This is a genomic window from Leeuwenhoekiella marinoflava DSM 3653 (genome assembly GCF_900129005.1).
GTDB lineage: Bacteria > Bacteroidota > Bacteroidia > Flavobacteriales > Flavobacteriaceae > Leeuwenhoekiella > Leeuwenhoekiella marinoflava.
On the sequence record NZ_FQUN01000028.1, the window covers coordinates 1 to 24,060 of the forward strand.

The 24,060-nt window shown below is 36.6% G+C and carries 15 protein-coding genes; 13 read left to right on the forward strand and 2 right to left on the reverse strand.

Translation table 11 applies throughout. The features are described from left to right. Positions 1–107: 107 nt before the first annotated feature. Positions 108–245: a transposase gene (locus tag BUB91_RS21420; protein ID WP_317041340.1), complete on the reverse strand. Its 138-nt coding sequence runs from the start codon at positions 243–245 to the stop codon at positions 108–110. Between the two features lie 32 nt (positions 246–277). Between BUB91_RS21420 and BUB91_RS19545 the strand changes: the two genes are divergently transcribed. Continuing rightward, entirely contained in the window at positions 278–676 is a 399-nt protein-coding gene (locus BUB91_RS19545; RefSeq protein ID WP_175551016.1) for a hypothetical protein, read from the forward strand. Between the two features lie 22 nt (positions 677–698). Here the strand turns inward: BUB91_RS19545 and BUB91_RS19550 are convergent, their stop codons facing one another. Further along, a complete protein-coding gene (locus BUB91_RS19550; RefSeq protein WP_083558064.1) occupies positions 699–1,343 on the reverse strand; it encodes a bile acid:sodium symporter in 645 nt (214 codons plus the stop codon). 374 nt (positions 1,344–1,717) lie between these two features. On the opposite strand from BUB91_RS19550, the gene BUB91_RS19555 reads away from it, so the two are divergent. From BUB91_RS19555 to BUB91_RS19610, 12 genes are all read left to right on the forward strand, one after another. Continuing rightward, complete coding sequence (locus BUB91_RS19555; protein ID WP_073100958.1) at positions 1,718–2,749, forward strand: LacI family DNA-binding transcriptional regulator; 1,032 nt, start codon at positions 1,718–1,720, stop codon at positions 2,747–2,749. A gap of 250 nt (positions 2,750–2,999) precedes the next feature. Further along, on the forward strand, positions 3,000–3,662 hold the full coding sequence (locus tag BUB91_RS19560) for a basic secretory protein-like protein (RefSeq protein ID WP_073100960.1): 663 nt from the start codon (positions 3,000–3,002) through the stop codon (positions 3,660–3,662). A 145-nt stretch (positions 3,663–3,807) separates the two neighbouring features. After that, the gene (locus tag BUB91_RS19565; protein WP_073100962.1) at positions 3,808–6,306 is read left to right on the forward strand and encodes a glutaminase family protein; all 2,499 of its coding nucleotides are present in this window, start codon (positions 3,808–3,810) and stop codon (positions 6,304–6,306) included. 6 nt (positions 6,307–6,312) lie between these two features. After that, on the forward strand, positions 6,313–9,897 hold the full coding sequence (locus tag BUB91_RS19570; RefSeq protein ID WP_241652670.1) for a glycoside hydrolase family 2 TIM barrel-domain containing protein: 3,585 nt from the start codon (positions 6,313–6,315) through the stop codon (positions 9,895–9,897). 44 nt (positions 9,898–9,941) lie between these two features. Beyond that, positions 9,942–12,131 carry a hypothetical protein gene (locus BUB91_RS19575; protein ID WP_073100965.1) on the forward strand — a complete coding sequence of 730 codons (2,190 nt, stop codon included), beginning with the start codon at positions 9,942–9,944 and terminating at the stop codon, positions 12,129–12,131. Then, the gene (locus tag BUB91_RS19580) at positions 12,131–13,210 is read left to right on the forward strand and encodes a Gfo/Idh/MocA family protein (protein ID WP_073100967.1); all 1,080 of its coding nucleotides are present in this window, start codon (positions 12,131–12,133) and stop codon (positions 13,208–13,210) included. The genes BUB91_RS19575 and BUB91_RS19580 overlap by 1 nt, the downstream gene beginning before the upstream one ends. A gap of 158 nt (positions 13,211–13,368) precedes the next feature. Next, complete coding sequence (locus BUB91_RS19585; RefSeq protein WP_073101012.1) at positions 13,369–15,642, forward strand: GH92 family glycosyl hydrolase; 2,274 nt, start codon at positions 13,369–13,371, stop codon at positions 15,640–15,642. An 11-nt stretch (positions 15,643–15,653) separates the two neighbouring features. Then, on the forward strand, positions 15,654–17,102 hold the full coding sequence (locus BUB91_RS19590) for a Gfo/Idh/MocA family protein (RefSeq protein ID WP_073100969.1): 1,449 nt from the start codon (positions 15,654–15,656) through the stop codon (positions 17,100–17,102). A gap of 150 nt (positions 17,103–17,252) precedes the next feature. Next, complete coding sequence (locus tag BUB91_RS19595; RefSeq protein ID WP_073100971.1) at positions 17,253–18,371, forward strand: alkaline phosphatase; 1,119 nt, start codon at positions 17,253–17,255, stop codon at positions 18,369–18,371. A gap of 201 nt (positions 18,372–18,572) precedes the next feature. After that, a complete protein-coding gene (locus BUB91_RS19600) occupies positions 18,573–19,532 on the forward strand; it encodes a glycoside hydrolase family 43 protein (protein WP_073101014.1) in 960 nt (319 codons plus the stop codon). 18 nt (positions 19,533–19,550) lie between these two features. After that, a complete protein-coding gene (locus BUB91_RS19605) occupies positions 19,551–21,722 on the forward strand; it encodes a beta-L-arabinofuranosidase domain-containing protein (RefSeq protein WP_073100973.1) in 2,172 nt (723 codons plus the stop codon). 33 nt (positions 21,723–21,755) lie between these two features. Then, on the forward strand, positions 21,756–24,047 hold the full coding sequence (locus BUB91_RS19610; RefSeq protein ID WP_073100975.1) for a GH92 family glycosyl hydrolase: 2,292 nt from the start codon (positions 21,756–21,758) through the stop codon (positions 24,045–24,047). The last annotated feature ends 13 nt before the right edge of the window (positions 24,048–24,060 follow it).

Sequence of the window (24,060 nt, forward strand, 5' to 3'; positions counted from 1 at the left end):
TGGGATCAAGTCTAATTGTTGTGTTTAAGCAAAAATTGTGGTTAATCTATATAAGAAGAATTCAACATTTTTCACGGATCAAGTCCAAAATCTGGGTTTTTACGATTTTAAGAATATAATTTAATCAAGCGATATAAGAAGTATTCGGTATTCCTCACTCCTCTAAATTGTGATCTAAAAGCCTTTACTTTGGCATTAAAGGATTCTGCTGAAGCGTTTGTACTTCTATTGATTGATAAAGTAATTAAGAATGGATCTGTAGTTAAGTGTTATGGTGTTGGCTATGGTATTAAAAGCCTTATCCAGCTGGTTAATTACGGAATATTCTGGTATTTATGCAACCTATACTTCTGGATTTGGAGAAAGCGATTTTCAACAAATTGAAACGCAGCAACATACCATCGATTTTTATTTTTATCCAAAGGATAATCAATATTTAAGTATAAGTGGTGAATATTATGGTAATTCGTTATCTGATAATGATAATAATTATTTTATGAACCTGGGTTATCAATTTACTTTTGAAAAACCAAAAATGGATTTGAACATTAGTTGGCGAAATATTCTAGATACCGATCAATATATCAACGTCAATAATAATCAATATTATAATATAATAAGTAGTTGTCGTTTACGTCCTTCCCAGATGCTGGCGTCATTAAAATTTAAACTTTAAATAGTTTAATTGTATTAATTATCTATCTACAAATCCAATGATTTGCAGTTTGAATAATACTCTTATCAAAAAGCGTAAGTTTACTGTTGTGCTTCCTCATAAAATCACCCCAATATTTTTGCAAGAGCACTCCCACAATTACGGGAAGTAAAATCTGAAGAAGTAATTTTGAATAGATAGTGCTGAAGTCAAAATCACTTCTGATTTCATTCACAAAATGTCCCATCCACAAAGGCGTAATCGCGATCCCTATAATCCCCGAAATGCTTGCATTAAAAATAGCTGCCGGTATATTACCTTTTGCTATGGAAACCATCACCACAGACGAACTCACCGTTGAAGGCAATACTGCCAGAAAAAAGAAAGCCAGCCAGAGGATCTCTTGCTCCTCATTTTGAATTAAGGGTCTAAACAGCAAAATCAATAATGGAAAAAGAAGAAAAGTTGAAGCCTGTACTAGAATGTGTAATTTATAATTGCTCAAGCCTGCTTTAAGCTTCTGTGGACTCAATTTTAAACCGTAAAAAAAGAATATTAGGGATATACCAATAGTACCGATTAAATCAAGAGGAACCGGGCTCGTATCTAAACCCCATTCGGGAAAAAAATAGGCAACTATAATTAGTATAATAATTGCGAGTACAAATTTGTCTAACTTAATGCGCATAAAAGAGTTTTAAGCATAAGTTGCCTAATAAGTTTGCAAATTTAAATCAGAAATCAATTCTAGAAAGAACGATTATTGGCTTGTTTTTAAATTATAGAAAACAAAATTAGTTAGATTTTACGGCTAAATGGTGCAACTAGTTGTCCCAAAAGTGTTTTTGGTCTAAAAAATCAGTAATAATCTTATTGTATTGAATATTTTTATAACTAATTAAAATCAACCCACAGAACTAATATTTTAAACTAGTTATCACGCTAACTTTTATAGATGTATTTCTATTAATAATTCCACTTAGTGGATAACAGACTTTTAGCAAAAGTCAATCGTTTATAAGATTGATATGCTATTCATTCTAAAGAATAATAAATCACCTAATGAAGCAAAAAAGACCTTCAATAAAAGATATCGCCAAAGCACTTAATGTTTCTATCACAACAATCTCATTTGTTTTAAATGGAAAAGGCGAAGAACGTAAGATCTCAAAAGAAGTAATTAAAAAGATTGAAGAATATGCAGAAGAGATCAATTACCGGCCTAATCAAATAGCGCAAAGTCTGCGTACCGGAAAAAGTAAAATTCTGGTATTTATGGTAGAAGACATCGGCAACCCCTTTTTTGCTAAAATTGCAAGAATTATTGAGGAAATAGCTTATCAAAAGGGGTATAAAGTTCTTTTCTGTAGTACCGAAAATAATGACAAACGCTCTCGTGAACTGATTACTCTTTTTCACGAACGTCAGGTAGATGGTTTTATCGTAATCCCTTCTGCCGGAATACAAAAAGACATTGAGAACCTCATAAGAAGTGATGTCCCTGTAGTTTTAGGAGATCGCTACTTTAAAGATTCGCCAATGCACCATGTAATTATAGATAACTACGGGGCTTCTAAGAAAGGTACACAACATTTAATAGATAATGGATTCAAAAATATTGCGTTCATTTCTATAGATACGCAACAAATACAAATGATAGAGCGTGCCAGAGGGTATCAGGATGCGGTAGATGAAGCCGGACTTTCTAGTCAGATTCTTGAACTGTCGTTTGACGATATAAGAAAACAAAAAGGCAAAGACAGCGTTAAAAACCTACTAACTCAGAAAGAAAATATAGATGCTGTTTTCTTCTCAACAAACTATCTTACCCAAACAGCACTTGAAATAATTAAAGATATCAATCCACAACTGATTTACAATTTGGGTATTCTCACCTTTGATGATAATGATTTTTTTAAAATCAACACACCCTCTATATCTGCCGTAGCTCAACCTTTGCAAGAAATGGGGGAAGAATTGATGCGCATTATGTTTAAACTATTAAAGAAATCAAAGGACAAAGAAACTCCCTTGATGCAAACTGTTCTTGAAGCTACACTCATTCCTAGAGATTCTTCTAGAAGAAATACTTAATTTTAACCAATCAATTTCTCCTTCTTCAAAGTTGGTCAAATCGCGATTTTACTATTAATGAGATGAATTGTATAGTCTTTGAGATAGATTGTACCCTCATCATTTCCTTTAAGAATTACTTTTGAAAGCTTGAGTTACTAGAGTAACGTAACGACTCAATTAATGAAAAGTCCACTCAACATAGTAAAACGTTTTACTATCCTCCGAGGTTTATAAATCCCTAAAATAAAGTCAACTAAATTTTAAAAAAATGAAAAAAACAGTTTCTAAATATTACATAGTCGCTTTAATCGTTATCGCAATTTCCGGCAATTTACAAGCACAAAAGTATACATTAACCTATACGAGTCAAGATGATACCTTAGATCCTTCAATTCAAAAAGGAATTGAGAAAATCTTTAAAAAAGTATATCCAAAACTGGTAAAGGATTTCAATAAAAATTCTCAGAAGCATGTAACCATTAAAATTGATACGGCATACGATGGTGTTGCATACGCACATCAGGGAGCTATCACAATAAGTTCTGCATGGCTTCACAAAAAGCCTGAAGATCTTGATCTAGTAACGCATGAGTTGATGCATCTTGTACAGTCATACCCTGGTGGTGCTGGCCCTAGCTGGTTAACAGAAGGTATAGCTGATTATGTTCGGTATAAGTATGCGCTAGATAACGAAGGTGCAGGGTGGTCATTGACACCGTTTAATGCTAATCAAAGCTATAAGAACAGTTATAGAGTCACAGCTCGTTTTTTACTTTGGGCAACTCAAAACTATGATAAAAAACTGATTGAAAAATTGGATAGTGATTTACGTAGTAAAAAATATACCGCTCAGACTTGGGAACAATATACTGGCAAAACAGTAGAACAACTTTGGGAAGAATATTCTGCAAAACCCATTGTTAATTCCTAATACATTAAATATCCTAAACCCTTGTTCCAAGGGTTTAGGATATTCTAATAAATAAAATGCACGAATAATTTAAGAATAGTGAAGGCCATTCAGAAATTAAATTCCACAATGTGGAGAAAAACCAGAAACAACTAAATTTTAAACCATGAAAAAAAACAGTTTACTAACGCTGAGTCTTTTATGCTTATTTGTATTCTCGTGCAAAAAACAAGAAGCTACTACTCAGAACGAAAACGATGTAACAGCTAGCAGTGTTTCTCTGCGCGCGCCTGCATACCCGTTGATAACACATGACCCTTACCTGAGTATCTGGTCTATGGGTGACGAGTTGAACGGAAGCCCTACTAAACACTGGACCGAAAAAGACCACTCGCTAACTGGAGTACTTCAACTTGACGATAAGTTTTATCAGTTTTTAGGGATGGAAAGCAAAGTCTGGGATGCTGTTCTTCCTGCTTCAGATGAAGAAACTTATTCGGTTTCTTTTTCTGAAACCAAACCTGATGACAATTGGACCAATGAAGATTATGATGCTACAGCCTGGAAAACCGATGAAGCACCATTTGGCGATAATAATAGTATGGCTAAAACATCATGGACTAGTGATGACTTATATTACCGTCGTACTTTTGACCTAGAAAATACAGACCTAGAATCACTCTATTTAAAGTTAAGTCATGATGATAATGTTATGGCTTGGATTAATGGTGTGCAAGTTGCAGATATTAAAGGATGGCAAAACAGTTATAAATATCTTCCGGTTTCTCAAGAAGCTTTAAATACACTTAAAGCTACCGGAAATGTTTTAGCTATTCACATTCGCAATACTGCCGGCGGACAATTTCTAGATGCAGGTCTGGTTACCGAAGCTAAATCTGAAAATAAAGTAGAAATTCAAAAGGCTAAGCAGCTGAATGTTGCTTTTAGAGCAAACCAAACGGAATACACTTTTGATGCAGATGGGACTCAAATAGAAATTACATTTACTTCTCCCCTTCTTATTGAAGATCTTGATATCTACAGCAGACCTATATCTTATATTAATGTAAAGGTTTCAGGTGATGAGAGTCATACTGCTAAAGTTTATTTAGGAGCATCTTCTACAATTGCGGTAAACCAGCAGGTTCAGGAAGTTAAAGTTTCAGAATATACTAATGGAGATTTAACCGTACTAAAAGCAGGAACTACATCACAACCAGTTCTTGAGAAAAGAGGTGATGATTTGCGCATAGACTGGGGGCATCTTTATGTAGCTTCTCCATCTGCAAAAACCACACAATACATTTCAGAGACTGCTAAAGGTCTGGATGTCTTTCTTGGAGGTGAAAATTTAAATTCAGAAGATAAAAAAACCGGTAAAAACCTGGTTTTAAACACTGTTGCAGATTTGGGCGAAGTAAATGCTGAAGGTACAGAGCAGTTGTTTATGATAGGTTATGATCAGGAAGAGGCAGTGAACTATTTTGGAACTAGCTTAAAACCATGGTGGTCTAAAGATGGTGCTACAATGGATCAAGAATTGACTCAAGCCTATACAGATTATGAAAGCGTAATCAGTAAAGTACATCGCTTTGACAAGCAATTATATAAAGATGCTCTAAACTCTGGTGGTGAGAAATATGCAGATCTTTGTGTGGCTGCCTACAGACAAGCTATCGCAGCACATATATTAGTAGAATCACCTAAAGGCGAGATTCTTTTTCTTTCAAAAGAAAATAACAGTAACGGTTCTATAAATACAGTAGATGTTACCTATCCGTCAGCACCCTTATTCCTAGTTTATAATCCAGACCTATTAAAAGGAATGCTTAACGGTATTTTTGAATACAGTGAGAGTGGTAAATGGAAAAAACCGTTTCCGGCTCACGATTTAGGAACCTACCCTATTGCCACAGGTCAGACGTATGGTGAAGATATGCCGGTTGAAGAAGCGGGTAATATGATTATACTAACTGCTGCTATCGCGCAAGCAGAAGGCAATGCTGAATATGCAAAAGAACACTGGGCTACACTTACAACTTGGGCAGATTACTTAATGCAGAGTGGTTTTGACCCTGCTAACCAACTCTCGACAGATGATTTTGCAGGACATTTAGCTCGTAATGCTAACTTATCTGTAAAAGCGATTATGGCCATTGCTTCTTATGGCAAATTAGCTGAAATGTTGGATAATACTGAGACTGCAGAGAAATATACTACAGCTGCAAAAGATATGGCTATAAAATGGAAAAACATCGCTGCAGATGGCGACCACTATACTTTAGCTTTTGAAAGTGAAGGAAGCTGGAGCCAGAAATACAACTTGGTATGGGATGAGATTTTAGAGCTTAATATATTCCCAAAAGATGTTCAGGAAACTGAGGTAGCATACTATCTAACCAAGCAAAATGATTTCGGCCTGCCACTAGACAGCAGAAAAACCTACACAAAATCAGACTGGGTTCTATGGACAGCTACACTTGCTCATAATGATGCAGATTTTAAAGCATTGATGGAGCCGGTTTGGGATTTTGCAAATACGACCCCACAGCGTGTTCCACTAACTGACTGGCACGAAACTACAAATGGAGATAAAATAGGCTTTAAAGCCCGCTCTGTAGTAGGTGGTTATTTTATAAAAATGTTGAAAGATCAATCTAAATAATAAAATATGATGATAACTAAATCTTCGCTAACTGAAAAATATCTTTATATAGCATTAATTTTGCTAAGTCTAAAAGGATTCTCGCAGGATATAAGCGAAGATTTAGTTTATAATATTCAAAATGAAGAGGGGTTTGTTATTAGCGATCAAAATGATGCTCGTAACAACGCCCCTCTTTTTTTATTAAGAAGAAATGCAGAATCTAAAAATCAAGCATGGCAAATCTTAAAAAACAAGAATGGCTCCTATACTTTTATAAATCCGTTTACAGGTAAAGGTCTCGACAATGGAAACAAAACTGAAGGAAAAGGAAATAAAGTGCTGCAATGGGATGGAGATCATGAAAATAGAAATCAGCAATGGTTATTGATTCCTTTTAAGAAAAATTCTTTTTACATTAAACATTCCTTAAGCGGAATGTACCTTTCTCAACAAGCTAATAGCACTTCAGGAAGTTTAATCATGCAGCTTCCTAATACTAAATATGTTTGGGAATTTAAACCTTCCCAATTAAAGCTACCTCCATTGAGAGGGGAAAACGAGTGGGAAAATGAAACCATTTTCGCCATAAATAAAGAAGCGCCACACGCTACTTATATTCCGTATACAGATAAAGAAAGTATACTTAAGGATAAATCCTTTAAAAAACCATGGTTAGCGTCTCAATCGCAACTTTTTCAAAGTTTAAATGGAAACTGGAAATTTAAATGGGTGAAGCAACCTTCAGAACGCCCTACTGATTTCTATAAAAAAAATACAGACCTCTCAAAATGGGCTGATATTGAAGTTCCCTCCTGCTGGGAAATGAAAGGTTATGGCACTCCAATTTATACCAATATCACCTATCCTTTTAAAAATCAACCTCCCTTTATAAAATCACGGGAAGGCTATACCAATGAAAAAGAACCCAATCCAGTAGGTTCTTATAAAAAAACCTTCACACTACCTAAATCTTGGGAAGGAAATGAAGTTTTTATTCACTTTGATGGTGTTTACAGCGGCTTTTTTGTTTGGATAAACGGTCAGAAAGTCGGTTACAGTCAGGGAGCTAACAATGCTTCTGAATTTAATATAACTCCTTACCTCAATGCGGGAGTAAATGAAGTTTCGGTTCAGGTATTCAGATGGACAGATGGCAGCTATCTTGAAGATCAGGATATGTTCCGCCTAAGCGGTATTCACAAAGATGTCTATTTATTTTCAACACCAAAAGTTCATATAAGAGATTTTAAAACCACGACCACATTTAACACTCCGAAGCTGGATAATGCCATAATCAACATCAAGACAGATGTCGTAAATGCATTTTCTAAAACAGCCGAAAACCACTCATGGACTGCACAAATTCTCGATCCTGACGGAAAAGAAGTTTTAAATCTAACCCAAAAAATCAATTCGATCTCGGGTAAAGAAAATCTAAATCTGAATTTAGAAGGAAGTATTAAAAACCCGCAATTATGGTCTGCAGAAAAACCAAACCTATACAGTGTATTGCTTACCTTAAAAGATAACACAGGCAAGGTACTCGAGGTCATCCCTTCAAAACTGGGAATTCGTAAAATAGAAATCAAAGAAAATAGGGTTTTTATAAATAATGAACAGGTTTTCTTTAAAGGAGTTAATCGTCACGAGACGCATCCTCAATTTGGTAGAACTGTACCCCTTGAAACGATCATTGAAGATATTGTTTTGATGAAGCAAAACAACATTAATACAATTCGCACCAGTCATTATCCAAATCAGCCTAGAACCTACGCGCTGTTTGACTATTATGGTCTTTATACGATGGATGAAGCAGATATAGAAAACCATGGTAACCATTCTATTAGTGACAAAGCTTCATGGATTCCTGCCTATAAAGATCGGGTAACGCGTATGATTGAACGCGATAAAAACCATGCATCGGTGATCTTTTGGTCAATGGGTAATGAAGGAGGTAACGGTAAAAACTTTGATACTATAGCAAACCTCACTCGTAAATTAGATCCATCAAGACCTGTACATTACGAGGGTCGAAACGCCTCTGCAGATATCGATTCGAATATGTATCCGAGTTTAGAATATATGGAGCAAATGGATAAAAGCAGGCAAGACAAACCTTATTTCCTATGCGAGTATGCGCATGCGATGGGTAATGCTGTAGGTAATCTAGCTGAATATTGGGAGTATATCGAAAATCAATCAAACCGAATGATTGGAGGCTGTATCTGGGATTGGGTTGATCAGGGAATCAATAAACCCGGTGGATCAAAAAATGACTTTTACTACGGTGGAGATTTTGATGACACCCCTAACGACGCAGATTTTTGCGATAATGGTCTTGTTAAGCCAGACCGAAGCGTTACTGCAAAATTGAAGGAAGTTAAGAAGGTATATCAATACATCAAATTAAAACCTGTTGATCTCAAAAAAGGAATCATTAAGGTGACTAATAAATACGACTTTACAAATCTTGATAATTTTGATATAAACTGGGAGCTTATTGAAGAAGGTTCAGTTAGAGAATCGGGTAAATTAACTAAACTTAGCTTAGCTCCTAATCAATCGGGCAGTATAACGATCCCCTACCAAACCCAGCTAAATACTCAAAAGGAATATTTTATTAACCTTTATTTCAGTTTAAAAGATGAAACCATCTGGGCAAAAAAAGGCCACGTCGTTGCCAAAGAACAGTTTCAGCTTTCAAAAAGAAAAGCTGTAGATTTTTCTATTTCCGAAGCATCTAAAAAATTAAAAACTAAGGTTCAGGATGCTATTTTAGAAGTAAACGGGCAGGATTTCAGTATGAAATTTGATACCAAAACGGGTGTGCTTCGATCTCTGAAATACGCTGAAGAAGAATTTATTTTCAATGAAGAAGGCCTTAAATTAAACTGGTACCGCAGTATCAATAACGATCAGTATGCAGACCGCACCTACTACCCTACCAGTTATGAGCAGGAATCTTTTAGGCATACGCTGAGCAAAGACGACACTAGCATCACTATTGCCAGTTCTATGCGGGCTCATTTAGCTAATGAAGCAAAAACCGAAATTCCATACACCCTCACGTATACCATTCTAAGTAATGGTAAATTGAAAATCGATGCCTCTTTTATAAGCCCGCCGAAAGATCAGGTGATTCATCGTTTAGGTTTAAAAATGCAGTTAAATCCTGATTTTGATGAGCTAAAATGGTACGGAAGAGGACCTTTTGAAAATTATTCAGATCGTAAAACAGCCGCATTTGTAGGCAGTTATAAGAGTTCTGTAAAAGATTTTTCTTCCGAAGAATATTTAAAACCTCAGAGTATGGGTAATCGGGAAAATGTAAGGTGGTTAAGTCTGGTAAATTCCGAAGGTTTAGGTATTAAAATAACCACTAATGATGAATTGGCTTTTAGTGCTTTAAATTATGAAGATTCAGAATTGTGGAAAACAAGACATGACGCTGAACTTCCTCAAATATATCAACCTCAAACCTTTCTCAATCTTGACCGTATACAGGAAGGAGTAGGCAACGCTAGTTGTGGTCCTATAACTCTTAAAAAATACCAAATTAAACCGGATAAAGAATATCAATACTCACTCATTCTAGAGCCTTTATATTAAAAGGCTTTTGCATGTGTATAATTTGATAAAATCTAATATAATTTATGATACACTTCTGTCTAAAACGAATACTTACTCTTGTCTTACCAACTATGGTATTGATACAAAGTTGTACGAGTCAATCACAATTAAGTAACGAGAAAACTGTTTTTCAAACCAGCAGAGGCTGGATGCCTGAAATAGACATTCGAGCCGATGCCGCAATCGTTTACGGAGTTGATGGAAATCCTTCAGACCCAAACGGGAAAAGCTCTTTTGAACAACGCGTTACTTCCTGGAGTAATGAAGGTTATAAAGTGCATTTTATGACGGGAATCGCATGGGGATCGTATCAAGACTATTTTTTAGGAGAATGGGATGGCATAAATCATTTAGGCGAAGGACAAGTACAAATGAATGGAGACACCATTTGGCATGGTAGAAATGTACCATATATTGTACCTACCGCTTCTTTTATAACCTATATGAAAGAACAGGTCGTTAAAAGAGTTATTGATAACGGAGTTTCTTCAATTTATCTTGAAGAACCGGAATTTTGGGCACGGTCAGGATACAGTTCTGCATTTAAAAAAGCTTGGAAGGATTTTTATAAAAGTCCGTGGCAGGCACAGGATAAATCTCCTGAAGCTACTTGGCTAGCTAACAAACTTAAATACCAGCTCTATTTTGATGCGCTTGACGAGGTATCAACCTTTGCAAAGGAATACGGTAAATCAAAAGGACTTGACGTTAAAGTATATATCCCTACGCATTCTTTAATTAATTATTCGTCGTGGGCTATTGTAAGTCCTGAAGCAAGCCTTGCCTCATTACCGGGGATTGATGGCTATATCGCCCAGGTGTGGACGGGCACCTCTAGAGAACCGGTATTCTATAACGGAATTAAGAAAGAAAGAACTTTTGAAAATGCCTTTCTAGAATACGGCTCAATGGTCTCTATGACTAAACCTACTGGAAGAAAGTTGTTGTTTTTAACAGATCCAATTGAAGACCGTAGAAAAACCTGGGAAGATTACAAGCAAAATTATCAGGCAACATTTATTGCTCAATTACTGTATCCTTCTGTAGCTAACTTTGAGGTGATGCCCTGGCCAGAGCGTATATATACCAGTCTATATCAGGTTGCAGGAAGTGATGAGCGTATTTTAATACCCAATGAATATTCTACACAAATGCAGATTATGATCAATGCATTAAATGAGATACCGGTCACTAAAAACGCTGTTTCGGGCAGTAAAGGTATTGATGTGATTCTTTCTAATTCATTGATGTTTCAGCGTTTTCCACAGCACAAAGGCTATGATGACCCTGCACTTTCAAACTTTTACGGCTTAGCCTTACCCTTACTAAAAAAAGGAATTCCGGTAGGTACTGTACATCTTGAAAACTTAGGAAACAAAGCTTCTTTAGAAGATACTAAAGTGCTTATTATGTCTTATTCTAACCTCAAACCTGCATCAGCAGAAGATCACAAGCATCTTGAAGAATGGGTTAAAAATGGTGGAACTTTAGTGTATTGCAGCAGTGATTCAGATCCCTTTCAAACTGTAAAAGAATGGTGGAATACTGATTATAATTACAAAACCCCCTCAGCTCATTTATTTGAATTGATGGAAATAGACCCTAAATCAGGAAACCAAAAATACAGTCACGGCAAAGGTAGTGTCTATATTTTAAAACAAGACCCTAAAGATTTTATTACAAATACCGGTGGAGATTCTCAATTTCTAAATGTTATCAAATCAGCATATACAGAACAAGGCGAACAATGGATTGAAAAAAATAATTTCTACCTGAAACGTGATGAATTTGACATTGTAAGTGTTTTAGAAGAAAGTGTAAGCGATGAACCATACACCTTTGATGACCCGGTCATAGACCTTTTCGATCCTGAATTACCAGTTATTAGTTCAAAAAAAGTAGCTCCTGGTGAACAGTCTTTGGTTATAAATTTAAACAGAGTTGAAAAATCTAAACCTCAGGTTCTAGCTACTGCCGCAAGGGTTTCTAATGAGGAAATAACTAAAAACTCATACAGATTCAGCTCCAGAAGTCCGATTAAAACTGTAAATGCAATGCGTATTTTATTACCTAAAAAACCTTCAATTGTAGAACTTACTGATCTAAACGGTACAGAACATCCATTTACTGAAGAATGGGATCAAGAATCTGGCACACTTTTACTTAAATTTGACAATATAGGAGCCCCTATAACTACTTCAATAAAATGGTAATGACTCTATTCAAGAAAATAAGTATTCTAACTCTATTACTTCTTTTAACAGCGTCTACAATTTTTGCTCAAAAAAAACTTAAAGTAGTTGTTGCAGGATTGAGTCACGACCACGCACATATCATTATGAATGCGTACCAAAATAACACTATTGAACTCTTGGGTATTGCAGAAGATGATGAAGAGCTTGTAAAGCGTTACCGCAAAACTTACGAATTTTCACAAGATTTGGTATATAAATCGTTAGAAACACTTCTTAAATCAAAAAAGCCTGATGTAGTGCTTGCATACAACCCCGTGTCTGAACATATAGATATAGCCCAGATATGCATGCCTCTAAACGTTCCTCTAATGGTTGAAAAACCATTAGCTATAAATATGAAACAGGCAAACAAAATGGCTGTACTCTCAAAAAAATTCAATACTCCCCTGCTTACTAATTACGAGACTACTTGGTATAATAGCATTCACAAACAAAAAGATCTATTAGAAGACTCAAAAGAAAAAATTGTAAGAATGGTTGCCCGTGACGGACATCAAGGACCTAAAGAAATTGGATGCAGTACTGAATTTCTTGAATGGCTTACTGATAAAGACAAAAATGGTGCAGGTGCGTTATTTGATTTTGGGTGCTACGGAGCTAATTTGATGACATATTTTAAAAATGGAGAAAAGCCGGTTTCTGTAAAAGCGGTAACCCAACAACTTAAACCGTCTATATACCCTGATGTTGATGATGATGCTTCAATTATTCTGGAATATAAAAACGCAACCGGAATTATCGAAGCGAGCTGGAGCTGGCCTTATAGCATTAAAAATTTTGAAGTATTTACCACAAAAACATCCTATGATGCAGTTGATGGAAATACGCTTTTGAAATCTTCATCACACTTTAAACCTGAAAAAATAAGTTTAAAAGAAAACTATTATACCAATCATATAGATTATTTAACCGACTATTTATCAGGAAAAATCAAACCAATAAATGACCTTTCTTCGCTCGAAAATAATTTAATCGTAGTAGAAATTCTTGAAGCAGCAAAAAAATCTGCAAAGACTGGGAAAACCATTAAGCTATAAATTAAGGTTTTGAATTAAAAAATGATTTTATAGTCTTAAAATAATGTGAAGAAAATCTAGCGTTAAGTAAAACGTTTTACTATATTTAAACCTGAATTTCATCAATCGATATCGTGGAAAACCTTGAAAATTTAAAATTAAAAGCCATTAGCTCTCTTATGACAACACGTTTTTATTCAACCCTTCTCCTGTTAATTTTCGGATTTTCTCTTCAGGCACAGGAGGATCTTGCAGATTATGTCAACACTTTACAAGGCACAAATTCTAAACACGAACTTACCCGAGGAAACACCTACCCAACTACTGCACTTCCTTTTGGTATGAATACCTGGACACCCCAAACCGGTAACAATGGGGATGGCTGGAAATACCAATATTTCAAAAAAACAATTAGAGGGTTTCAACAAGCGCATCAATGCAGCTCCTGGAGTAATGATTATGCCGTTTTCTCATTGATGCCTTCAACAGGCACTTTAAAACTAAATGAAAACGAACGACAATCTGGATTTTCTCACGATAATGAAACAGCAAAACCTCATTACTATCAAGTTGCTTTAGAGAATGGAGTCAACACGGAAATGGCACCTACAGAACGGGGAGTTCATATGCGATTCTCATACCCTAAAAAGGAAAAAGCTTTTTTAGTGCTAGATGGATATACAGGTCTCAGCAATATAGAAATTGATGAGAAAAACAAACGCATAACCGGTTATGTTCATAATGGCCGTGGTATGGATCGCTTTGATCATTTTAAAAACTACTTTATCATTCAGTTTGATAAGTCATTTAAAGCTTTCGGAACCTGGGATAATACAAACGGAAAAAAGCAAGAAAATAATAACATTGCTAAAGGTAAAGGCAAAGGAGCTTATATTCAATTTAAAGATGGCACAAATGTACAAGCCAAGATTGCTTCCTCATATATAAGTATCAAACAAGCTGAAGTCACTTTAAAAAATGAATTAGGTAATGATAAAAAGCTAGAAGACACAAAATCTTCAGCATTGAAAATCTGGAATACACACCTCAGTAAAATTAAAGTCGAAGGCGGTTCTGAAACTGATTTTAAAACCTTCTACTCATGTTTTTTTAGAGCAAGTTTATTCTCCAGAAAATTCTACGAGATTAATGAAGCAGGCGAGCCTTATTACTTTAGTCCTTACGACGGTAAAGTGCATGATGGTTATATGTATACAGATACCGGTTTTTGGGACACCTTTCGCGCACAATTTCCACTTAATGCACTACTCTACCCTGAGATGCATGGGCGTTATGTTTCTGCTCTTTTAGATGCTTATGATCAATGCGGCTGGTTACCTTCTTGGTCTTTCCCTAGTGAAGCCGGCAGTATGATAGGCAATCATGCAATATCGCTTTTAGCCGATGCCTGGGCAAAAGGCATTCACACGTTTGACCCAGAAAAAGCACTAAAAGCTTATTATCATGAGGCTACAGAAAAAGGGCCTTGGGGGCCGGCAAATGGACGTCACGGCTATAAAGAATATTACACGCTGGGTTATGTTCCATACCCAAAATATGGCGAGGCTACAGCAAAAACTTTAGAGTATGCTTATGATGATTTTTGTGCTTATAACTTGGCTAAAATGACAGGTAATACTTTTTATCAAAATATATTTGGTCGCCAGATGTACAATTACAAAAATGTTTATGATGAAAAAGTAGGTTTTATGAGAGGCCGCAAGAAAGACGGTAGCTGGGTTCCTGATTTTGACTCTTATGAATGGGGCGGACCTTTTACAGAAGGTAATGCTTGGCATTATTTATGGTCTGTTTTTCAGGATCCTAAAGGACTAATTAATCTTATGGGCGGCGAAGAGCGTTTTAATACAAAGATGGATTCTGTTTTTAGCGTTCCAAATACTGTTCACGTAGGCACCTACGGCGGTAAGATTCATGAAATGACTGAGATGGAAATGGCAGATATGGGACAATATGCTCATGGAAATCAACCTATTCAACATATGATTTATCTCTACAACTATTCTGGCCAACCCTGGAAAGCACAACATCACGTCCGTGAAGTTATGAGTAAGTTATATAGCTATACAGAGAATGGGTATCCAGGAGATGAAGATCAGGGACAAACCTCATCATGGTATGTACTGAGTGCTATGGGCTTTTATAGCGTTTGCCCCGGTACAGATGAATATATATTAGGAAGTCCACTTTTTGAAAAAACAACGATTACTTTAGAAAATGGAAAAGAATTTGTGATTTCGGCAAAAAACAATTCAGAAAAAAACATATTTATTAATAACGCAAATCTTAATTCTGATAACTTTACTAAAAACTATTTAACCTATAGTCAAATTATAGCTGGAGGTTCTTTCAATTTAGAAATGACTGACACACCAAACAAAACAAGAGGATTAAAAGAAACAGATAAACCTTTTTCACTTACAGAAAATTAAAACTCAGAAACATGAAAGAAAACAAAGATTCACATTCTGGTCACAGAAGAGATTTTATTAAAAAAGCATCTATTGCTTCACTAGGTATTTCTATTGTGCCTAGACACGTATTAGGTGGTGTAGGCTTTACTGCACCTAGTGATAAATTAGTAGTTGCCGGTATTGGTGTAGGTGGAAAAGGAGAAAGTGATATTAAAAGTTTTGCAGATTCTGGCAAAGCTGAGATCGCTTTTTTGTGTGATGTAGATGATCGTAGAGCGGCAAACTCTCGTGCTCGCTTTCCTGGCGCAAAATATTATAAAGATTATCGCGAGATGCTAGAAAAAGAGGGCGATAAAATAGATGCAGTTTCAGTTTCTTCTCCAGATCATAACCATGCGGTACAGGCAATGGCTGCTATGAAAATGGGTAAACACGTTTACGTTCAGAAACCATTAACTCATGATATTTATGAAGCGCGCCAACTTACTGAAGGAGCAGAAAAGTATAAAGTAGTTACACAAATGGGTAATCAGGGTGCTTCAAACAATGGTACCCGTTTGATGAGTGAGTGGTTTGATGCAGGCTTAATAGGGGACGTTACAGAAGTTTATTGCTGGACAGACAGACCGGTTTGGCCTCAGGGAATCCCTTGGCCTCAAACTCCAGATACCGTACCTAGTGAGCTAGACTGGGATCTATGGTTAGGCACAGCACCTTATAAGGATTATGTAGGTGGTTTGGTTCCTTTTAACTGGCGTGGCTGGTGGGATTATGGTACAGGTGCGTTAGGAGATATGGGTTGTCATCTTGTTGAAGTTCCTGTACGCGTACTTAACCTGAAGTATCCTAAAGACGTACAGTGTAGTGTAGGAAGTGTTTATGTAGATGAATTTAAACGCGGATATTTCCCGGATAGCTGTCCTCCTTCTAGCCACGTTACAATGACATTCCCTAAAACTGATAAAACTAACGGTGATATCAAACTACACTGGATGGATGGTGGTATTCAACCGGCACGCCCAGAAGAATTGGGACCTAATGAAGTATTTGGTGATGGTGGAAACGGAGTTTTAATAATAGGTACCAAAGGTAAAATGATGTGTGGTACGTATTCTGAAAACCCACGACTTTTACCTACTTCAAAAACTGATCAGGTTAAAGTTTCAGAGAAATACGAGCGCGTACCTGGCGAATCTAATGGGCATTATGCGCAATGGGTAGAAGCTGCACTTGCAGGTTATGGCAAAAAAGAAGTAAGTTCTCCATTTAGTGTTGCAGGACCATTGACTGAAACTTTATTGATAGCAAATCTTGCTATTAGAGGTTTTGATGTACGTAAAGAACTAGAAGGCGGCAGAGTTGAATACCCTGGTCGTTATATAGAAATGCTTTGGGATGCTGAAAAAATGCGAGTTACAAATTTTGAAGAAGCTAATCAATTTGTAAAACGTAATTACCGGGAAGGCTGGAAATTATAGTAGCCTACATTTTTCATAAAGGATGCAGCTCTAATCTACATCTCTTTATTTAAATAATTTTTTATATGAGTAATAGATAACTAAACGCTTTTAAAACGTTATTACCTATTACTCATATTTTTATATTAAATCTCTCCAACACGAATACTTATGAAAATTATCAGAATTGCTTTAACGTGCCTCGTCTTTATTATGGCATCTTGTAAATCAACTCAGAAAGCACAAAAAATAGCCTCAACACCAAAAAATGTAATTCTATTAATTAGCGACGGCACAGGTTTATCTCAAATCTCCTCAGCCTTTTATTATCAGGATCAAAAACCCAATTATACACGGTTTAACACCATCGGGCTTATAAAAACTTCGTCTTCTCAAGAAGATGTTACAGATTCTGCTGCGGGAGCTACCGCTTTTGCCTGCGGAATTAAAACCTATAACGGTGCTATAGGTGTAGATGACGATAAAGCAGATGCAGAGAATTTAGTAGAAATAGTTTCTCAAAAAAACATCAAAACCGGAATGATAGCAACTTCTTCAATCACTCATGCTACGCCCGCAAGTTTTTATGCCCATACCGCAAGCAGATCTTCTGAAGAAGAAATCGCAGAATATCTTGTTAATTCTGAAGTTGACTTTTTTGCCGGTGGAGGTCTTCAGTATTTTAATAAAAGAAAAGACAATCAAAATCTGCTTAACCGCTTTAAAGAAGATAAATATACCATCAATACAACGGCTCTAGATGATTTTGAAAAAATAAGCTCTCACAAAAAAGTGGGGTATCTATTAGCTGAGGGAGCAATGCCTAAAATGCAAGATGACCGTGGAGATTTTCTGGTAAAGGCCATAGATTTAGGCATTCAGTATTTGAGTAAAGATAATTCTCCATTTTTTATGATGGCCGAAGGTTCTCAAATAGACTGGGGCGGTCACAACAATGACGCACCCTATTTAATTGCAGAACTTCTTGACTTTGACAAGGCGATAGGGGCTGCATTAGATTACGCAGAAAAAGATGGAAATACGCTTGTTATTGTCACTTCAGATCACGAGACAGGAGGGTTTACTTTAGCAGCTAAAAAGAAGAAAAGAGAAGATGGTAGCGAATACAGTGACTATAGTGAAATAGGCCCTACTTTTTCAACCGGCGGGCATTCTGCAACACTTATCCCTGTTTTTGCCTTTGGTCCCGGCGCAGAGCAATTTGATGGAATCTATGAAAACACTGCAATTTTTGATAAAATCCTAGAAGTAACTGGCTGGAGAAAGTAGAATAAGTTTTTCCCATACTTTTTTATAGCAACACCCAAACAGGATTTATATTTTTAAGGTTGCGATTTTTTTTATAAAAAAGCACAAAAACTAATAATTCATCAAAAAAGAATTAAAATGTCATTAAAAGCAAAAATATCTTCCGCCACTAAAACGTTTTACGTTAACATATGCTTATATTTAAAGCCTCAATTAAATTCTATGAAAAAACTTTGTACCCTCATAACTGTACTTACATTAGCAAGCAGCTGCGCACAAAATAATAATCCGGTTTTTCCGGGTTGGTATGCAGACCCAGAAGGAATTATTTTTGATGATACTTACTACATTTACCCTACCTATTCTGCTCCTTATGATAAGCAAGTCTATCTAGACGCTTTCTCATCTTCAAATTTAACAGACTGGACAAAGCATGAACATGTACTAGATACTTCTGCTATTAAATGGGCTAAGCGCGCAATGTGGGCCCCTTCTATTATAGAAAAAGACAATAAGTATTATTTGTTTTTCGGTGCAAATGATATTCAAAGTGATGATGAATTAGGCGGAATTGGTGTTGCAGTTAGTGACTCGCCAGAAGGACCTTTTAAAGATCATTTAGGAAAACCGCTTATTGGTAAATTTCATAATGGAGCACAACCTATAGATCAATTTGTTTTTAAAGACAAAGACGGTTCGTACTACTTATATTATGGAGGATGGAGACATTGTAACGTCGCCAAATTAAATGATGATTTTACCGGTTTTATTCCTTTTGAAGACGGAAGCACTTTCAAAGAAGTTACACCAGAAAGTTATGTAGAGGGACCATTTATGTTTATTAAAGATGGTAAATATTATTTTATGTGGTCAGAAGGTGGCTGGACGGGTCCAGATTATAGTGTTGCCTATGCTATTGCAGATTCTCCTTTTGGTCCTTTTGAGCGGGTAGACAAAATTTTACAACAAGATCCTGATATTGCTACTGGTGCCGGTCATCATAGTGTGATACACGATAAAAATTCTGATGACTATTATATGGTTTATCACCGCAGACCCCTTGATGAAACTGATCAAAACTCTCGGGAGACATGTATAGACAAAATGTACTTTGATGAAAACGGACATATTAAACCCGTGAAAATTACAAATGAAGGCGTTTCTGCAGATCCTTTAAAATAATCTCAAAAAGCACGTTCAATGAAAAATCTAAATTATTTAGCTATCGTTGCCAGTTGTCTTTTTGTGATTTCCTGTAATACTTCACAAAGAAATGAAATAGACATTTCAACAGTTGATGTTCCTTCGGTTGAAAGCACAAATACTAATTATGTGAGTAACCGTGCTCCACTCACTCCAAGTCCACTGATCAAACTTCCATTAGGTGCTATAAAACCAGAAAGCTGGCTTAAAGAAAGTTTACAAAGACAAGCAGGCGGACTTATGGGTAATCTAGGTGAAATAAGCGCTTGGTTACAAAAAGAGGACAACGCATGGCTATCTGATGACGGTACTGGTGCTTGGGGATGGGAAGAAGTGCCTTATTGGTTAAAAGGCTATGCAAATACCGGCTATATTCTTCAAGATTCTTCTATGATCAAAGAATCACAAATCTGGTTTGAGGCAGCCTTAAAAAGTCAGCGTGAAGATGGCAATTTTGGCCCTAAAATGTTTTCAGATCGTGATGGCTCGCAAGATTTTTGGTCAAATATGATTATGTTGTATTGTCTGCAATCGTATTATGAAGTTACACAAGATGAACGTGTGATTGATTTGATGACAAAATATTTTAAATATCAAAATAACGTGCCTGACGACAAGATGTTATCGGGAGTTCATTACTGGCAAACCCTAAGAGGTGGTGATAACCTGTATAGTGTAATCTGGTTATACAATCGAACTGGTGATAAGTTTTTATTAGATTTAGCTGAAAAAATTCACCGTACTAATGCAGACTGGACGAAGCGTGATAACACCTTAGACGAAATTCATGGTCATAAGGAAACACGTAAGGAAATGGAATTTCCAGATTGGTTTAGCAAACTGGTTGATTGGCATAATGTGAATGTCGCACAAGGTTTTAGAGAGCCGGCCCAATACTATCAACTGAGTAAAAACGAAGAAGATTTACAGGCTACTTACGATAATTTTAAAATCATCAGAGATTATTTTGGGCAAGTTCCTGGCGGAATGTTTGGTGCTGACGAAAACGCACGCCCCGGATATAGCGACCCGCGTCAAGGTGTAGAAACCTGTGGAATGGTAGAACAAATGAACTCTGATGAGCATCTACTACGTATAACGGGAGATATTTTCTGGGCAGATCACGCCGAAGAAGTTGCGTTTAACACTTATACTGCTGCTCTGATGCCAGATTTTAAGTCTTTACGCTACATCACTAGCCCAAATATGGTTGTAAATGATGATGAGAATCACAGTCCGGGAATTGCTAATTCCGGGCCTTTTTTAATGATGAATCCTTTCAGTTCTCGTTGTTGCCAGCATAATCATGGGCAAGGCTGGGCTTATTTTACTGAAAACTTGTTTATGGCTACGCCAGACAACGGACTAGCAGCAGTATTATATGCAGCAGGATCTGTTACCGCAAAAGTGAATGACGGTAAACAAGTGACGGTAACTAATGCTTCTAATTATCCGTTTACTGAGAATTTAGATTTTACAGTAAACACCTCAGAATCGGTTAAATTTCCGTTGTATTTCAGAATTCCCGCGTGGGCAAAAGATGCTTCAGTTGCTTTAAATGGTAAAGAGCTTGAGGCTAATCCTACTTCAAATAGTTATTTACGTATTAATCGAGAATGGAATGATGGTGACAAAATAACACTAACACTTCCAAAGGAATTAGGTTTAAGAACGTGGGAAGCCAATAACAATAGTGTTAGTCTTGATTATGGCCCGCTTACTTTCTCGCTTAAGATTGAAGAAGAATATCCAAAAAAAAATAGCTCCAAAACTGCGGTTTGGGATTCAAAATGGCAAAAAGGCGCTGATGTAAAAAAATGGCCTTCTTTTGAAATACACCCAACTTCTCCTTGGAATTATGGACTAATATTAGACAAGAATAATCTTGAAGATTCTTTTACTATAGAAACAAAGCCGTGGCCAAAAGATAATTATCCGTTTACAGTTGATGCTGCTCCAATTGTTATAAAAGCAAAAGGAAAACGCATCACACAATGGACTATAGATCAATATGGGCTTGCTGGAGAATTACAACCAAGTCCTGTAAAATCTGAAGAACCTTCTGAATCAATAGAATTAATCCCAATGGGAGCAGCTCGTTTACGCATCAGTTCATTTCCGGTAATTGGAGAAAACGAGAACGCTACCGTGTGGAAACCCACTAAATAAACCTTTAAACTTGTTAATTGTAAATTTACACTTATGAAAAAAATAATTTTAGGATTGTGTACTGGTCTTATGCTTACCACAGCACACGCACAAGACGACCTCATAGAGTCTGTACAAAATCCTGTTGATTATGTAAACCCGTTAATGGGTACAGATTCTAGCCCTGCCCTATCTAATGGAAATACCTATCCTGCTGTTGCTGTGCCATGGGGAATGAACCTATGGACACCACAAACTGGTACTATGGGACATGGATGGGCATATACATATGATGCAGATAAAATTCGTGGTTTCAAGCAAACCCATCAACCTTCACCTTGGATGAATGATTACGGTCAGTTTTCATTAATGCCTGTAACCGGTGGAATGAAATTCAATCAAGATGACCGTGCAAGTTGGTTTTCGCATAAAGCGGAAGAATCAACACCGTATTACTATAAAGTATACCTAGCTGATCATGATGTTACTGTAGAACTTACTCCTACTGAGCGTGCAGCACAGTTTAAAATGACCTTTCCAAAGGCAGATAGCTCGTATGTAGTTATTGATCCTTTTGACAAAGGTTCTTACGTTAAAGTAATTCCTGAAGAAAATAAGATTATTGGATATACCACAAAATATGCACGTGGTAAATACACCAACTTTAAGAATTACTTCGTAATTGAGTTTGATACACCCTTTAGCGATGTAAATACCTGGGAAGGTGATAATCTTTCAAAAGGACAGGCAGAAATGGAGGGTAACCACGCCGGTGCTATTGTAGGTTTTGACACCAAAGATGGTGCTGTTGTAAATGCTAAAGTAGCTTCTTCATTCATCAGTTATGAGCAGGCACAATTAAATCTTACCCGAGAAATTGGCAATGAAGACTTTGAAGAAACCAAGCAAAATGCACGCGACCAATGGAATGAAAAATTAGGCCGAATTGATGTAGGTGGTGGTACTATAGATCAAGTTAGGACTTTTTACTCTTGTTTATACAGAACCTTGTTCTTTCCAAATAAATTATACGAGATCAATGAAAACGATGAAATCGTACACTGGAGCCCGTATAACGGAAAAATTCTTCCGGGTTATATGTTTGCAGGAACTGGATTTTGGGACACCTTCCGTGCTCTTTACCCATTCTTAAACTTAGCATATCCTTCAATCAATAAAGAAATGCAGGCCGGTCTTGCAAATGACTTTAAAGAAGGTGGTTGGTTACCAGAATGGTCTAGCCCTGGTTACGCTAATATTATGGTAGGTAACAACTCTGCTTCTGTAGTTGCAGATGCATACATCAAAGGATTAAGAGGTTATGACACAGAAACACTTTGGGATGCTTTAGTTAATGGTGCTAACAATGAAGGTCCTATTACCGCTGTAGGACGTGCTGGAGCTCCATATTATAATGATTTAGGTTACGTTCCTTATGACGTGGGCATTAACGAAAGTGCTGCCAGAACTCTTGAATATGCTTATGATGACTTTGCGATTTATCAATTCGGAAAAGCGATAGGGAAGCCTAAAAAAGAGATCAAAAAATACAAAGAACGCAGTATGAACTATAAAAACCTCTTTGACCCAAGCTACGGACTAATGCGTGGTAAAAACGAAGATGGTAGCTGGCAAGAAGATTTCAATCCGTTCAAATGGGGTAACCCATTTACTGAGGGTAACAGCTGGCATTATAGCTGGTCTGTATTTCACGACGTACAAGGATTGGTTGACTTGATGGGTGGAGAAAAAGATTTTGTTAAGAAATTAGACTCTGTATTCTCTATGCCTCCTATTTTTGACGAGAGTGTTTATGGTGGTGTAATTCATGAAATACGCGAAATGCAAATTGCAGATATGGGTCAATATGCTCATGGCAACCAGCCAATACAGCATATGATCTATCTGTATAACTATGCAGGTGCTCCTTGGAAAACACAGTATTGGGCTCGTGAAACTATGGATCGCATGTATATGGCTACACCAGATGGTTATTGTGGTGATGAAGATAACGGGCAAACTTCTGCTTGGTACGTATTCTCTGCGATGGGCTTCTACCCGGTTGCACCGGCAACAGACGAGTATGTTATGGGCGCACCGCTTTTCAAAGAAATAACTTTAAAACTTGAGAATGGTAAAGAAGTCGTTATCAGTGCTCCAGAAAACAGTGATGAAAATCGCTATATTGAATCTATGAAAATAGATGGCAAAACCTATGATAAAAACTGGTTGAGCCATAAAGAACTGCTTGAAGGGGCAACTATAGATTTTGAAATGAGTGATGAACCTAACAAATCACGCGGAACCAAAAAATCGGCTTACCCGTATTCACTTTCAAACGAATAATAAAAGAATTAGA